The organism is Sphingopyxis sp. BE235 (assembly GCF_031457175.1).
Classification (GTDB): domain Bacteria; phylum Pseudomonadota; class Alphaproteobacteria; order Sphingomonadales; family Sphingomonadaceae; genus Sphingopyxis.
In genome coordinates, this window is the sequence record NZ_JAVDWC010000001.1 from 294,830 (window position 1) to 309,827 (window position 14,998).

The following is a 14,998-nucleotide window of genomic DNA, read 5'->3' on the forward strand; positions in this document are numbered from 1 at the left end:
GATCCCAGCTTTCGCTGGGATGACGGTTATTGCCGCTCGGCCTGAACCACCGTGTCCGACGCGCGCAGCGCTGACAATATGCGCATCACATGCTGAACATCGCGCACCTCGACGACGACGTCATAGGTGTGGAAACCACCCTCGCGGTTCGACAGGCGCAAATTGGTGATGTTCGCCATATTGGCGGCGAGGATGCCCGACATTTCGGCGAGCGTGCCGGGCTCGTTCAAAATGACGATGCACAGCCGGGCATTGCCGCCCTCGCTGTCTTCCTGCCACCTGAGGTCGATCCAGTCGGCATCGATCCCGTCGGCAAGGCGGGGGCAGTCGATGACATGCACCTCGATCCCTTCGCCCGGCCGTGACAGGCCAACGATGCGGTCGCCCGGAACGGGGTGGCAGCAATCGGCGAGCTGATAGGCGACGCCCGGCGTCAGCCCCGCGATCGACACTGCAGCGCCCTGCACGAGCTTGCCGGGCTTGGTCTTCATCTCGGCGGTGATGCCGGGGACGAGCGCCTCGAGCAGCGCATTGTCGGTGATCCGCTGCTTGGCGATCGCGACATAGAGCGCGGTGTCGTCGTCGAGCTTCAGCCGCTCGCGCGCCGCGATCCGCGCCTTGTCGCCGACCTTGTTCGGCAGGCGGAGCGCGATTTCGTCGTACATCTTGCGGCCGAGCGACGCGAGTTCGACCTTTTCCTTTGACCGCACATGGCGGCGGATCGCCGCGCGCGCCTTGCCGGTGACCGCAAAGCCCAGCCACGCGGGTTGCGGCGTCTGCTTGTCGGAGGAGAGGATTTCGACCGTGTCGCCGTTGCTCAGCTGGGTGCGGAGCGGCACCAGCCTGCCGTTGACCTTGGCGCCGACGGTGCGGTCGCCGAGCCCGGTGTGAACGGCGTAAGCGAAATCGACCGGGGTCGCGCCCTTCGGCAACTGGTGCAAACTGCCCTTCGGGGTGAAGGCGAAGATGCGGTCCTGATACATCGCGATGCGCGTGTTTTCGAGGAACTCCTCGGGGTCGTGCGTCTGTTCGAGGATTTCGATCAGGTCGCGGATCCACCCCGCCTGACCGTCGGGGGCGGTGCCGCCCTGTTTATACGCCCAATGCGCGGCGAAGCCGAATTCGGACTGCTGGTGCATGCCGAGGCTGCGAAGCTGGATTTCGATCCGCATATTCTGCTGGTGCATGATCGTCGTGTGCAGCGACTTGTAGCCGTTGCGCTTCGGCGTCGAGATATAATCCTTGAATCGGCCTGGCACCATTTTCCACTTGCGGTGGAGAAGGCCGAGCGCGGCGTAGCAATCGGCATCGGTCGGGGTGATGATGCGAAAGGCGATGATGTCGGTGACCTGCTCGAAGCTGACGTGCCGTTCCTGCATCTTGCGCCAGATCGAATAGGGGTGCTTCTCGCGCCCCGACACATCGGCCTCGATGCCGTTCTTGGCGAGCAGCTCCTTGAACTCGCGGCTGATCGCCGTGACCTTGTCCTTGCCGCCCGCGGTCAGCTTGGCGAGGCGGCCGGTGATCGTCGCATAGGCTTCGGGCTCGAGCTCGCTGAACGCGAGCAGCTGCATCTCGCGCATATATTCGTACATCCCGATCCGCTCGGCGAGCGGGGCATAGATATCCATCGTCTCCTTGGCGATGCGGCGACGCTTCTCGGGATTCTTGATGAAATGCAGCGTCCGCATATTGTGCAGCCGGTCGGCAAGCTTGACCAGCAGCACGCGGATATCGTCCGACATGGCGAGCAGGAATTTGCGCAGGTTTTCGGCGGCGCGCTCGTTTTCGGTCTGCGCCTCGATCTTGCTGAGCTTGGTGACGCCGTCGACGAGCCGGCCGACGTCGCTGCCGAACAGGCGTTCGATCTCTTCAGGGGTCGTCAGCGTATCTTCGAGCGTGTCGTGGAGCAGCGCGGTGACGATCGTCTCGGCATCGAGATGGAGGTCGGTCAAAATGCCCGCGACCTCGACCGGATGGCTGAAATAGGGGTCGCCCGACGCGCGCTTCTGGCTGCCGTGCTTTTGCACGGTAAACACATAGGCGCGGTTCAGCAGCGCCTCGTCGACGTCGGGATCATAAGCGCGCACGCGCTCGACAAGTTCATATTGCCTCAGCATCGCGTTCAATGTCGTTGATGTAGAGGCAATTGCAATGCGAAATTTGCTTGCGCCGAACTGCCGGCGTTCCGCAACTTTGATAAAGGCGGTTGGAAGCATCGTTCGCCGAGGGCGGGACGCGCAAGAAAAACCGCCGCACTCCATCCGCGAAAGGAGAAGTGCAGCGGTTTTCGATATGGCCCGCGGGGCGGATTATTTCACGGCGTTGCAGCGCGCGAGGTCGTTGGCGTCGAGCGCCTTGCCGCCTGCGGTGAAGCTCGTCACGGGACCGACAGCCTTCGCGAGCGCCGAGCACATGATCAGCGGGCGGCTCGTTCCCTGGCCGGCGATGCAGCTGGCTTCCTTGCACGCCCAGACCACATCGCGCGCGACGAAGCGCGTCTGGGTAGCCGGGCTGGCGAGCTCGGCGTGATAATAGGTGCCGCCCGCGGCGGTCGCGGCCGACGCGAATGCGAGCCCGCCGAACAGCGCGGCGCCTGCAATCGCGAAGTTATGGGTGCGGGGAGAAAGCGTGAATATGGGCATTGGGACCTCCTGTTTTTGCGCAACCAAAAGGTTGCGAAGCGCTACCTAGACTTTGAGTTGCGAAATGCAACGGAGGCCCTATATTTTTTTGACGGATATGCCGATTTTACGTTAGGGCTTGGGTCATGGGAAAATTACGCGAACTGCTGAACGATATGGACGGGGGCAATTGCGCCCTGCCGCTGGCGCTGGAAGCGATGGGCGAGCGATGGTCGTTCATGATCCTTCGCGCGGCCTTCAACGGCGTCCATCATTTCGAGGAGTTCCAGCAGGAACTGAACATCGCGCGCAACATCCTGTCGAACCGGCTGTCGCGGCTGGTCGACCATGGGATCATGGCGCGCGAAGTGATGGCCGAGGACCGGCGCAAGGTTCAGTATCAACTGACCGAAAAGGGCATCGAACTGCTCCCCGCGATGATTGCGCTGCGCCAATGGGGTGAGAAATGGGGCGCGGGCGTGCCGTCGACCCCGGTGCTGGTCGATGCGCGCGACGAACAACCGATCGGCCCCGTCACGCTCACCGCGCACGACGGCCGGGTGATCGGGTATAAGGAATTGCTGTGGAAGCATCGCGCGGAACTGCAGCCGCTTGGTCAGGCCCGCGTGCGCAGCGACGGCGGACTGGCGCCGGTAGCCGCCGAATGATCGGCCGCGCCGGTTTCCGATATCGCCCGCGCGGCGACTGACCATCGCCATCGCACAGACTCCCATGCCGCTTTTCCGACTGTCCTCGCCGGGCCCTTTCTTCGACAACAAGGTCCGGGCCTTCTGGAACCTGCAGATATTGGGCTGGGCCGCATGGCTAGGCCTGCGCGGGGTGTCGGGGCTTGCCAATGGCCAGGCCTTCACCTTCCTCATTCCCCAGACGATTTCGGCGATCACCGGCTTTTCGCTGACGCTGATCCTGTCGGCCTGTTACCGCGCGCTGATCAACCGCCGTCCGCTCTTGATGTGGGGCGTCAGTTTCGGGCTGGCGGGGATCGCGACCGCGCTCTGGGCCTTTATCGACGCGTGGGTCGCGCAGATCCAGAATCCGGCGAGCGACGCGGGCTTCACCAGCCTGCTCCTCGGCGCGATGTATATCGACGCGACATCGCTCGCGGCCTGGTCGGCGCTCTATTTCGCGATCAACTATTTCCTCCAGCTCGAGGAGCAGAATGACCGCGTCATCCGCCTCGAGGCGCAGGCGGCGTCGGCGCAGCTCGCGATGCTCCGTTACCAGCTCAACCCGCACTTCCTGTTCAACACGCTGAACAGCATTTCGACCCTCGTGCTGCTGAAACAGGCCGAGCCCGCCAACGCGATGCTGTCGCGCCTGTCGGCGTTCCTGCGCTACACGCTCGCGAACGAGCCGACCGCGCAAGTGACGCTGGCGCAGGAGATCGAGACGCTGAAACTCTACCTCGAAATCGAAAAAATGCGCTTCGAGGACCGGCTGCGCCCGCATTTCGCGATCGATCCGGCGGTCGCGCGGGCCCGATTGCCCTCGCTTCTGCTCCAGCCGCTCATCGAAAATGCGATCAAATATGCGGTGACGCCGCAGGAGGATGGCGCCGATATCACGCTGTCCGCACAGTTGGCCGGTCAAAATGTTCGGATTACCGTGTCCGACACCGGCGCGGGATTGTCAGCCGAGCGCACGGACCCCACCACAGGCATTGCAACGGAATCGACCGGTGTGGGTTTAGCCAATATCAGGGACCGGCTGGCGCAGGCTTTTGGCGACCAGCACCGGTTCGACGTCCATGTGGGCGCTGAGGGCGGCTTCACGGTGGTTATCGAGTTTCCGTTCCAGCCCGATGGGCAAATGACGATTGGAACCGAGAGAACATGACGATCAGAACCATCCTGGTGGATGATGAAAAATTGGCCACCCAAGGCCTGCAACTGCGGCTAGAACCGCACACGGACGTCGAAATCGTCGACACCGCGCAAAATGGCCGCGAAGCCATCAGAAAGATCAAGACCCACAAGCCCGACCTGGTTTTCCTCGACATCCAGATGCCGGGTTTCGACGGCTTTTCGGTGATCCAGGGATTGATGGAGGTCGAACCGCCGCTGGTGGTGTTCGTCACCGCCTATTCGGATCACGCGATCCGCGCGTTCGAGGCGCAGGCGGTCGATTATCTCGTCAAACCGGTCGAGCCTGAGCGGCTTGCCGATGCGCTCGACCGCGTCCGCCAGCGGCTCGCTGAAAAGCGCGGCGTCGCCGAAGTCGAGCGCCTCAAGACCGTGCTCGCCGAGGTCGCGCCCGAAGCGGTCGAGGATTATGACGCCGAGGTCGCCCCCGATACGCACGCCGCCGATCGCTATGAAAAGATGATCAACATCAAGGATCGCGGCCAGATCTTCCGCGTCGACGTCGACAGCATCGAACGCATCGACGCCGCGGGCGATTATATGTGCATCTACACCGCCGACAACAGCCTGATCCTGCGCGAAACGATGAAGGATCTGGAAAAGCGGCTCGACCCGCGCAATTTCCAGCGCGTGCATCGCTCGACGATCGTCAACCTGTCGCAGGTCAAGCAGGTCAAGCCGCACACCAACGGCGAATGCTTCCTCGTGCTCGGTTCGGGTGCGCAGGTAAAGGTCAGCCGTAGCTATCGCGACGTCGTCGCGCGGTTCGTGCACTAAGATGGCGTCGATGGCGTCGCCCCGGCGCAAGCTGGGGCCGCTATCGTTCTGACAAGACGGTGGAGATCCCAGCTTTCGCTGGGATGACGCGCGCTAAAGCTGGTGCCCCGTGCGATCGCGTTTCGTGGCCAGATATTGCTCGTTATATTTGTTCGTCGGCAGCGCTAGGGGCAAGCGCTCGACCACCTCGACGCCCTCCTTCTCGAGCCGCGCGACCTTTTCCGGATTGTTCGTCATCAGCCGGATGCGGGGGATATTGAGCAATTCGAGCATCCGCCCGGCAATCGCGAAATCGCGCGCCTCGACCGGGAAGCCGAGCCGCAGATTGGCGTCGACCGTGTCATAGCCCTGATCCTGCAGCGCATAGGCGCGCAGCTTGTTGACGAGGCCGATGCCGCGGCCTTCCTGCCTGAGGTAAAGCAGCACGCCCCACGGCGCGTCTGCCATCGCATGGAGCGCGGCATGGAGCTGTGGCCCGCAATCGCATTTGAGGCTGCCGAGGACGTCGCCGGTCAGGCATTCGCTGTGGAGGCGAACGACGGGCGGATTGCCGTCGCGCTTGCCGATGACGAGCGCGACATGATCCGACGCCTCTTCGGGAGAACGGAAGGCGACGATCTCGGCGCTTTCGCTGGCTTCGACGGGAAGGCGCGCGCGTGCCGCGACCTGGAGGCGCGTGGGATCGAGCAGCGCTGCAACATCGTCGACGCTGCACATGGTTTCGGCTTCTCCCGTAGCTTCGCGCACGAAGAAAGCGGGGAGCAGGCCGGCGTGCCGCGCCATCGTCATGGCGGCGGTCGCGGCCGCTTCGCCGCTGGTCGGGATGGTACGAAAGGGCCCCTTGAGCGGGTTCGCCAGATCGAGCGCCGGATCGGCGATGGCGAGGGCGGCCGTGACGGTATCGGCGGCGTTCGCCAGCCGGACCGGACCCGGCGTTGCGGCCACGCGCTGATTGGTGAGCTTGAGCGTGACCGCGCGTTCGCCCGAGAGCAACACGTCGTGGCTTCCAAACTCTGCAAGTGCATTATCGCGGGCGCTTTCGACCGCGAGCAGATCGAGCGCCCCGTCGGTGCCCTGCACACGAAACGGCCAGCCGCGCCGCAGCGCGTCGATGGCGCGTGCCGCCCGTCGGGCGCCGATATGGCTCAAAAATCGAACTCGGTGATCAGCGGGATATGGTCCGACGGGCGTTCCCAGCTGCGCGCGGGCTGGACGATGCGGTGCGATACCGCCTTGGGCATCAGGTCGGGGGTCACCCACATATGGTCGAGGCGGCGGCCGCGGTTAGACGCTTCCCAATCCTTCGCGCGGTAGCTCCACCAGGTGTAGAGACGCTCCGGCGCCGGGATGAAGTGGCGCCCGAGGTCGACCCAGTTCGATGCCGCCTGCAGCCGTGCGAGCGTTTCGACCTCGATCGGGGTGTGGCTGACGACATCGAGCAGCGCCTTGTGGTTCCACACATCGCTTTCGAGCGGTGCGACATTGAAATCGCCGGTCAGCACCGTCGGCGCATCGACAAGGGCGCTCGACCATTCGGTCATGCGGCCGAAGAAATCGAGTTTCTGCCCGAATTTCGGATTGAGGGTGCGGTCGGGAATGTCGCCGCCCGCGGGAATATAGACATTGTCGAGCCGCACGCCCGACGGCAGCGTGACACCGACATGGCGCGCCTCGCCATTCGCTTGCCAGTCATATTTGCGTACGTCGGTCAGCGGCAGCTTGCTGACGATCGCGACGCCGTGGTGCATGCGCTGGCCGTGGGTGACAATATGCTCATAGCCCAACCGCTTGAACATGTCGGGCGGGAACAGCGTGCATTCGACCTTGGTCTCCTGCAGGCAGAGGACGTCAGGCGCTTCTTCGCGAAGGAATTTTTCGACGATGCCGATGCGGGCGCGGACGCTGTTGATGTTCCACGAAGCGATGCTGGTACGAGTCATGCGGTGGCTCTATCGGCGCGAGCGCGGGCGTGCAACGGCACGAGGAGAAATCTTGCCCGGCGTGCGGTGCGCGAGCACCGGACAAATTAAACCCCCGTCCCAGGGGCGGTGGAACGGGGGTTCAAGGTCAGCGTTCGTCACGCTCTTGAATGAAGGCACCTGGCAGTCCGGGTGGGGCAACAGGGGGAAACCCAAATCCGGGGGCCGTGGTGGCGCCTTCGAGAGATGGAATAGCCGGTCTTCCCTGTCGCCAAGCTGAACGAAAATGAACGCCTTCGCGCCGTTTTTTGCAGTTCGTCGATGCAGGGCGACGGTTGGTCCGGAAAACGGCGCCGAATCCATTCGGGGCTCCGGCGCCGCCTGAAGAGGTCGTCAAAAAGGGCGGGTGTGTCAGCCCGCGCGGCCGCGCTGCTTGGGCCGCGGGTCGGTCCATTTGAAGGCCGAGTCGGCGACCGCGACGTTGAATTTCTGGTTGGTGAGGTCGATCCGCGTCCGGTTGTTCTGCGAATCGAGCGCGACCCAGCCGCGAAGCCGCAGCCCGGCGGGCGCCGAGCCGTCGCGGACGAATACCATGGTGATCGTACCATATTCGGGGCGCTTGGGATCCTTGACCTCGACGCTCAGCACGTCGCCGCTGCCGGTGGGCAGGACCTTGGCATATTTGGTGAGATCGCGGTCGGGATCGAGCAGCGCGCCGAGCGGCGAATTCTTCACCGGCCAGCGCTGCACCTGCTTCACCTCATAGTCGATCATCGTCAGCGAACTGCCGTCGCCGACGATCAGCAACGGCACGTCTTTCTGATACTGGAAGCGAATCTTGCCGGGCCGTTTCAAGGTCAGCTTGCCGCTCAGCCGTTGGCCGTTGCGATCGGTCTGCACGAAATCGGCGGTCATCGAGCTTGTCGACTTGAGATGCGACTGCACCGACGACAGCGCGCTCGCCGATTGGGCGATTGCAGGCGCGCCAATGGCGAGGCCGGCGGCCGCCAGCGGCGCGAGCGTCCAGGCAGCAAGGCGGATCATATTCGTCTTCAGGGTCATCTGGCTCTCATTTTCAAACATGGTGGCCGGTCATCGCAGGCGGGCATTGAACCCGCGCTGAACCTCTCGTTAGACGCTGTTCAAGTCGTGAGGCCGTCAATGGTTCCTCATCTTTGCTGGCCGTACTGGTCGGTGAGCACGTCGCGGCGGCCGACATGGTTGGGCGGACTGACCAGCCCTTCCTCCTCCATCCGCTCGATCAGGCGCGCCGCGCTGTTGTACCCGATGCGCAATTGGCGCTGCAGCCAGCTTGTCGACGCCTTCTGGCTTTCGACGACGATCTGGCACGCCTTTGCGTACATGCGGTCTTCGGCGCTGTCGCCGCCCGCGGGGGCGCCCTCCATAGCGAAACCGCCGTCCTCGGGATCTTCGGTGACGCTCTCGATATAGTCGGGGCGGCCCTGGCCTTTCCAGTGATCGGCGACTGCGCGGACTTCGTCGTCGGACACGAACGGCCCGTGGATGCGCGTAATCTGCTTGCCGCCGGGGACATAGAGCATGTCGCCTTTGCCGAGCAGCTGTTCGGCGCCCGCTTCGCCGAGGATGGTGCGGCTGTCGATCTTTGACGTCACGTTGAAGCTGATGCGCGTCGGCAGGTTCGCCTTGATCACGCCGGTGATGACGTCCACCGACGGACGCTGCGTCGCGAGGATCAGGTGAATGCCCGCGGCGCGTGCCTTTTGCGCGAGGCGCTGGATCAGGAACTCGACCTCCTTGCCCGCGGTCATCATCAAATCGGCGAGTTCGTCGACGACGACGACGATCTGCGGCAGCGGCGCGTAATCGAGCGTCTCTTCCTCATAGACCGGCTGGCCGGTGTCGGGATCGTAACCTGTCTGGACGCGGCGCCCGAGCGACTTGCCCTTGGCGAGCGCGCCGCGCACCTTGTCATTGTAGCTCGCGAGGTTGCGCACCGACAGCGACGACATCATCCGGTAGCGATCTTCCATCTGCTCGACCGCCCATTTGAGCGCGCGGATCGCCTTTTTGGGCTCGGTCACGACGGGGGCAAGCAGGTGCGGAATATCGTCATAGACGCTGAGTTCCAGCATCTTGGGATCGATCATGATCATCTTCACCTGGTCGGGACCGAGGCGATAGAGAAGCGACAGGATCATCGCGTTGAGACCGACCGATTTACCCGAACCCGTCGTACCCGCGATCAGCAGGTGCGGCATCGGCGCCAGGTCGGCGATCATCGCGTCGCCGCTGATATTCTTGCCCAGGATGATCGGCAGCGCGCCGGTCTGGTCCTGAAACAGCGCGCTGCCGATGATTTCGTGCAGCACCACCGATTCGCGGTGCGCGTTGGGCAGCTCGATGCCGATCACGGTACGGCCGGGGATCGGGGCGATGCGCGCCGACAGCGCCGACATGTTGCGCGCGATATCGTCGGCGAGGTTCGACACGCGGCTCGCCTTCGTGCCCGGCGCGGGCTCGAGTTCGTACATCGTGACGACGGGGCCGGGGCGGACCGCGGTGACGACGCCCTTGACCTGGAAATCCTCGAGCACCGATTCGAGCAGGCGCGCGTTGCGTTCGAGCCCCGCCTTGTCGATCTGCCCGGTCGGCCCCGGGGGCGGCGGGGCGAGCAGGTCGATCGACGGCAGCTGATAGTTGGTGAACAGCTCGGTCTGCGGCTTGGGTTTGGGTTTCGAGGGCGCGGTCCGCTGTGCGGGGTCGGCGATTTCGGGCGGGGCGCGGTCGCTCGGCTCGGCGACCGCGCGCGGCCGCACGACACGATCCTCGATCAGGCTCGGCGCCTTCACCTCGTCGCTTGGCATCCGCGCGGGTTCGATGACGCGGTTGCTGCCCTCGGCGGCGGGCAGCCTGAAGCGCGACGCCCAGCCCTTTTCGAGCCGCAACGCGCGCCACGCGAGCCACAGGCCAAGCCCGACAAGCAGCAGGATCGTCGCAAAGCGGATCAGCGCAGCGGCGGGTTCGCCCGCCTGCGCGAATAACGGCGCGACCGCGCCGCCGATCAGCAGCGCGATGATCCCGCCCCAGCCGGCGGGCATCGGCGCGTTCGTCGCGGGCGACCAGAGTTCGGCGCCCAGCCCGACGAGAAGGATGCCGATGAAGCTGTAAGCAAGCTGGCGCGGCCAATAGGGCTGCGCCTCGCCCGTCCACAGCCGCCACGCGATGATGCCAAGCAGCGGCAGCAGCAGGACAATGGGTGCGCCACCGATCGACAGGCCAAGGTCGGCGAACCAAGCGCCCGCACCGCCCATCCAGTTGGCGGCGGTGCCGTGCGCGGCGGTGTTGAGCGCCGCATCGGTGCTGTCATAGGTGACGAGCGCGAGGGTCAGGAACAGCGTGAACAGGCCGAGCGCCACCGCCGCGGCGATCACGAGCGATCGCGCGATGCTTTGGCGGAAAACCGTGCGCCAATCGGCCTTTGCGGGTGCGGCCTTGCGGCTAGCCATGCTCTTATCCGGTCCCAGTCAGTTAACCACGGCGATATGCGCATGGGGCGGACTCGGCGTCAAGCGCGGCCCAGCGCTCGCCCACAGCCTTTCCAACCGCCCTGCCGCACGCTAGGGCAACGGCATGAGTGAAACGCTGCGCAGCGATGTCCTGATTTCGGGTGGCGGCCTTGTCGGCCAGGCGCTCGCCCTCGCCCTTGCCCACCATGGCCTGTCGGTCCAGATCGTCGATCCCGCCGACCCGGTGACGACGATCGCGCCGGGGTTCGACGGCCGCGCCTCGGCGATTGCCAGCGCGACATGGCAGATGTTCGAGGTGCTGGGGATCGCCGATCGCCTTGCCGGGCATGGCTGCCCGATCCGCGCCATCAAGGTGGGCGACGGCGCCCCCGACAGCGGCCGCGGCGGCGAACTCGACTTCGTCACCGCTGAAGGTGATCCGCCGCTCGGGACGATGGTCGAGAATCGCCAGCTCCGCCTCGCGCTTGCCGCTTTGCTCGCTGACGCGCCGCTCGTCCGCCTGCTGATGCCGGCACAGGTCGTGTCGCGCGAGATCGACGCGCATGGCGTCACGCTGACGCTCGCCGACGGCACAAAGCTCGCGGCGCCGCTGCTGATCGTCGCCGAGGGGCGCCGCTCGCCGACGCGCGACGCCGCGGGGTTCAGCATCGCCAACTGGTCGTACCATCATCATGCGATGATCGGCGCGGTCGCGCACGAACGGCCGCACGGCCAGGTCGCGCACGAAATCTTCTATCCCTCAGGTCCGTTCGCGCTGCTGCCGCTCGTCGACGACGCGCAGGGACGCCACCGTTCGGCCTTCGTATGGACGGTCGCCGAAAAGGACGGTCCCGGTTTCGCCAAGCTCGGCGAGCGCGGCTTCGTTGCCGAGCTGCAGAAGCGCGCGGGCGGGGTGCTCGGCGCGATGGAGCTCGTCGCGCCGCGCATGACCTATCCGCTCGGCTTTCATCACAGTGCGTCGATCGTCGCCGACCGCATCGCGCTCGTCGGCGACGCCGCGCACGGCATCCACCCGATCGCGGGGCAGGGGCTGAACCTTGGTCTCCGCGACGTCGCGGCGCTCACCGAAGTGCTCGTCGAGGGGGCGCGACTCGGGCTCGACCTCGGCGATGCGGCGCTGCTCGCGCGCTATCAGCGCTGGCGCGGGCTCGACAATATGATGGTCAGCCTCGCGACCGACGGGCTGACGCGGCTGTTCGGTATCCCGGGTCGCACCGCCGCCGCGGTGCGACGCACCGGGCTCGGCGCGGTACAGCGGATGCCGATGCTCAAGCGGTTCTTCATGGACGAGGCGCGCGGCGAGGCGGGCGACCTGCCGCGCCTGCTCGCGGGCGCCGAAGTCTAGGTATTACTACCTAGGGCGCTGATAGCCCGCCACTAAGCATGACATCCTATCCCTGAGCGCGCGGCAACCACGCTGCGCCCAGGATGGGGACGGGACCATGTCGGCAAAAAGCGACGCGCTCGAAGCAGCGGTGACGGACTATATTAAGGCGCGAACCGCGCTCGACACGGCACCGGGCGCGCGGACGCGGGCTTTGGCCGACCGCAGCTTCGCCCGGCTGGCAGCGCTCGCCGCGCCGCGTATCCGCTATTTCACGCGCAGCTATGGGCTGGCCGATGTCGCCGAGGATGCCGCGCAAGTGTGCGCGATCGCGCTTCATCGCGCCGCCGAACATTATGATCCGGCGCGCGCGCGTTTCACCACCTATGTGAACTGGCAATTCCGCGCCGAACTGCAGGCGCTGCGGCACCGGCTTCACGGCGACCAGCGTTGCGCCGGGCGACGGCATGTCACCGCGACGCTATCGCTCGACGCGTTGCAGGAGGAGGGCGCCGACGCGTGGCTGACTGATCCGGCGGCCGAAAACGCGACCGAGCAGGGCGCGGCGGACAATCTTGCCGCGCTTTTGGCCGACCGGTTGGTTGAGGAGTGGGCGAGCCGTCGCCGCGCCAGGCTGGGCGCATCGCGCGGCGATGAAAGCCGGCTGGCAACCCGGCTCGCCGCCGAAAAGAAACTCGTTCGGCACCATCTGATGGTGAGCGACGCGGCGGAACGGTTGCGCGAAAGCGACCGGCATGTCGTACGTCGGGCGCTCGCCGACATCGCCCAGCATGCGCCGGTACGCAAGCTCCACTAATACGCTATTGCAACGTGGCGCGGCCGTCGTCGCCGTCGAAACGGCCGAAAAATTGCATCAGCTGGACGACCAGTTCGGCGCGCGCGTCGATCGGCGTCGCTTCGAGCAGTGCCTGCTTCGCGGCGGCATCGAACGGCGCGACTTGCGCGATACCGTTGACGAGCGTCGCGTCGTCGAGCTGGCCGACCGAGTCCCAGTCGACGACATAGCCCTGCCGCGCCGCGAAGCGTTTCGCCTCGCGTTCGAGGCTCGCGCGCTCGATGCTCGCGAGGACCGCCTCGTCCTCGGCTTCGAGTTCGATCTCGGCCTCGACCTGCCGGAACGGCGTCGTGACGTCGAGTTCGCGGCGGACGCGAAAGCGCGCGACGCCTTCGAGGACGAGGTTGAAGCGGCCCTCGTCGAGCGCCTCGACGTCGACGATGCGCCCGACGCAGCCGACGTCATAGAGCGCCGGCGGTTCGCGATCCTCTTCGCCGGGAAGCTGGCGCGGCTGGATCATCCCGATCTGCCGGTCGCGCGCCAGCACTTCCTGCACCATCGCCGAATAGCGCGGCTCGAAGATATGCAGCGGCAGGTGCAGCCCCGGAAACAGCACCGCGCCGGTGAGCGGAAAGATCGCGATCCGCTGGATAGTCAAAGGCGCGGTTTCGCCCATCAGCCGAACAGAATCAGCGACAGGCGCCGCCGCTGCGCGGCCACCCATGCATCCTCGAGGCCGACGGCTTCGAATAGCGAGAGCAGCTTGGCGCGCGCGGCATCCTCGTTCCATTCGCGGTCGGCGGCGACGATATGGAGCAGATTGTCGGAGGCGGCATCGCGCTGGCCGGCACCGATCTGGGCGCTCGCAAGGTCGAAGCGCGCCTGATGGTCACCGGGATTCGCGGCGACCGCGGCCTCGAAGGCGGCGAGCTCGCCCGCATCGGGGGCGTCGGCCGCCAGTGCGAGCGCGCTTTTCGCCTGCGCGATCGCGGGGTCTTCGCCGATCTCGGCCGGCACCACGTCGAGCGCGGCCTGCGCGCCTTCGATATCGCCCGCGAGTAAGAGCGCGCGAATCAAGCCGCCGTGCGCCGCGGCGTTATCGGGCGCGATGTCGAGGATTTGCGCAAAGAGGCTCGCGGCGCGCTGACCGTCGCCTTCGGCCAGCACGCCTTCGCCCATTTCGATCAGCGGCGCGATCTCGACCGCGCGGGCGGTCGCCTCGCTCTCGATCGGGAGCTGCGCGAGCAGCTGGTCGAGAATCGCCTTCAGCTGGCTTTCGGTGCGCGCGTTGGTCAGGTTCGCGACCGGCTGACCCTGAAAGATCGCATAGACGGTCGGGATCGACTGGACCTGGAACTGGCCGGCGATGAAGCGATTCGCGTCGACGTCGACCTTGACCAGCACAACGCCCTTGTCGGCATAATCCGCGGCGACTTTTTCGAGCACGGGGCCGAGCTGCTTGCACGGGCCGCACCATTCGGCCCAGAAATCGAGGATGACGAGGCTGGTCATCGAGGGTTCGACGACGTCGCGGCGGAAGGCTTCGACGGCTTCCTTTTCGGTGGGATTCAGACCGAGCGTGGCCACGCAGATATGCTCCTGTTTTGATTTGCCGTCGCTTCTGCGCCGGCGGAAAGACTCTTGCCCCGCTTATGTGGGATTTGCGGGCGATATGCCAACCCTTCGGAGAAAATGCACAATCAGGGGTTGCCGAGTCAAAAAGCCGGTGCTAATCGCCCGCCTCACCCGCTGGAACCGACCGGTTTCCAGCCGCCAGAGCGGGCGTAGCTCAGGGGTAGAGCACAACCTTGCCAAGGTTGGGGTCGAGGGTTCGAATCCCTTCGCCCGCTCCAGTTTTCTTCATAAAATCAGTCATTTAGTGAAAGCGCGGATTGCGTCTTCACTGGTGGCAAGCCTGTGGGGACGGAGCTTTGTCTCCATATTGTCACCAGCTCCAGGCGAGGATCCGGACAGGTCGGCGGTATCTCGCGTAGTGTCGACACGGGGCTGCGCCCGGCGGCGGTGCGTCCCCGCGGGAGCCGCTTGTTCCGGACGGGGCGCAAGGAGAGCGAGAAGGATTCCGGACTTCCGGGACGGACAATGGCTGGGAGAGGCTCCAGGCGCTCGTCGCGGAGATCAGCCATGATCCTGTTCGAATTATCCCGT

At 65.3% G+C, this 14,998-nt stretch carries 13 protein-coding genes and 1 tRNA gene; 6 read left to right on the top strand and 8 right to left on the bottom strand.

The window, feature by feature from the left end:
• Positions 1-26: 26 nt before the first annotated feature.
• Both J2X38_RS01470 and J2X38_RS01475 read right to left on the bottom strand, forming a co-directional pair.
• A complete protein-coding gene (locus J2X38_RS01470; protein WP_310250468.1) occupies positions 27-2,120 on the bottom strand; it encodes a bifunctional (p)ppGpp synthetase/guanosine-3',5'-bis(diphosphate) 3'-pyrophosphohydrolase in 2,094 nt (697 codons plus the stop codon).
• Positions 2,121-2,312: 192 nt separating this feature from the next.
• Positions 2,313-2,645, bottom strand: coding sequence for a CC_3452 family protein (locus tag J2X38_RS01475; RefSeq protein WP_310250471.1), 333 nt, complete (start codon positions 2,643-2,645; stop codon positions 2,313-2,315).
• A 125-nt stretch (positions 2,646-2,770) separates the two neighbouring features.
• On the opposite strand from J2X38_RS01475, the gene J2X38_RS01480 reads away from it, so the two are divergent.
• The 3 genes from J2X38_RS01480 to J2X38_RS01490 all read left to right on the top strand — a co-directional run bounded on the left by J2X38_RS01480 (position 2,771) and on the right by J2X38_RS01490 (position 5,284).
• Entirely contained in the window at positions 2,771-3,292 is a 522-nt protein-coding gene (locus J2X38_RS01480) for a helix-turn-helix domain-containing protein (protein WP_037517228.1), read from the top strand.
• 64 nt (positions 3,293-3,356) lie between these two features.
• Positions 3,357-4,481, top strand: a complete 1,125-nt coding sequence (locus J2X38_RS01485; protein ID WP_058539236.1) for a sensor histidine kinase — start codon at positions 3,357-3,359, stop codon at positions 4,479-4,481.
• On the top strand, positions 4,478-5,284 hold the full coding sequence (locus J2X38_RS01490; RefSeq protein WP_037517222.1) for a LytTR family DNA-binding domain-containing protein: 807 nt from the start codon (positions 4,478-4,480) through the stop codon (positions 5,282-5,284). The genes J2X38_RS01485 and J2X38_RS01490 overlap by 4 nt, the downstream gene beginning before the upstream one ends.
• 93 nt (positions 5,285-5,377) lie before the next feature.
• Here J2X38_RS01490 and ribA read toward each other — a convergent pair whose 3' ends face one another.
• The 4 genes from ribA to J2X38_RS01510 all read right to left on the bottom strand — a co-directional run bounded on the left by ribA (position 5,378) and on the right by J2X38_RS01510 (position 10,691).
• Positions 5,378-6,424 (bottom strand): GTP cyclohydrolase II, encoded by a 1,047-nt coding sequence (gene ribA / locus J2X38_RS01495; protein ID WP_310252655.1) that lies wholly within the window; start codon positions 6,422-6,424, stop codon positions 5,378-5,380.
• Positions 6,425-6,429: 5 nt separating this feature from the next.
• Positions 6,430-7,224 carry an exodeoxyribonuclease III gene (locus tag J2X38_RS01500; RefSeq protein ID WP_058539237.1) on the bottom strand — a complete coding sequence of 265 codons (795 nt, stop codon included), beginning with the start codon at positions 7,222-7,224 and terminating at the stop codon, positions 6,430-6,432.
• Positions 7,225-7,614: 390 nt separating this feature from the next.
• Positions 7,615-8,247: a LolA family protein gene (locus J2X38_RS01505; RefSeq protein ID WP_405053439.1), complete on the bottom strand. Its 633-nt coding sequence runs from the start codon at positions 8,245-8,247 to the stop codon at positions 7,615-7,617.
• Positions 8,248-8,372: 125 nt separating this feature from the next.
• Positions 8,373-10,691 (bottom strand): DNA translocase FtsK 4TM domain-containing protein, encoded by a 2,319-nt coding sequence (locus J2X38_RS01510; RefSeq protein WP_310250484.1) that lies wholly within the window; start codon positions 10,689-10,691, stop codon positions 8,373-8,375.
• 124 nt (positions 10,692-10,815) lie between these two features.
• On the opposite strand from J2X38_RS01510, the gene J2X38_RS01515 reads away from it, so the two are divergent.
• Both J2X38_RS01515 and J2X38_RS01520 read left to right on the top strand, forming a co-directional pair.
• On the top strand, positions 10,816-12,057 hold the full coding sequence (locus tag J2X38_RS01515) for an FAD-dependent monooxygenase (protein WP_310250487.1): 1,242 nt from the start codon (positions 10,816-10,818) through the stop codon (positions 12,055-12,057).
• A gap of 97 nt (positions 12,058-12,154) precedes the next feature.
• Positions 12,155-12,853 (top strand): sigma factor, encoded by a 699-nt coding sequence (locus J2X38_RS01520; RefSeq protein ID WP_310250490.1) that lies wholly within the window; start codon positions 12,155-12,157, stop codon positions 12,851-12,853.
• A gap of 4 nt (positions 12,854-12,857) precedes the next feature.
• On the opposite strand, the gene J2X38_RS01525 is transcribed toward J2X38_RS01520, so the two are convergent.
• Both J2X38_RS01525 and J2X38_RS01530 read right to left on the bottom strand, forming a co-directional pair.
• Positions 12,858-13,508: an LON peptidase substrate-binding domain-containing protein gene (locus J2X38_RS01525; RefSeq protein ID WP_310250493.1), complete on the bottom strand. Its 651-nt coding sequence runs from the start codon at positions 13,506-13,508 to the stop codon at positions 12,858-12,860.
• Positions 13,508-14,419 (bottom strand): tetratricopeptide repeat protein, encoded by a 912-nt coding sequence (locus tag J2X38_RS01530; protein ID WP_310250496.1) that lies wholly within the window; start codon positions 14,417-14,419, stop codon positions 13,508-13,510. Before J2X38_RS01530 ends, J2X38_RS01525 begins: the two co-directional genes overlap by 1 nt.
• Before the next feature lie 191 nt (positions 14,420-14,610).
• Here J2X38_RS01530 and J2X38_RS01535 point away from each other — a divergent pair.
• Positions 14,611-14,685, top strand: a tRNA-Gly gene (locus J2X38_RS01535).
• Positions 14,686-14,998 lie beyond the last annotated feature (313 nt).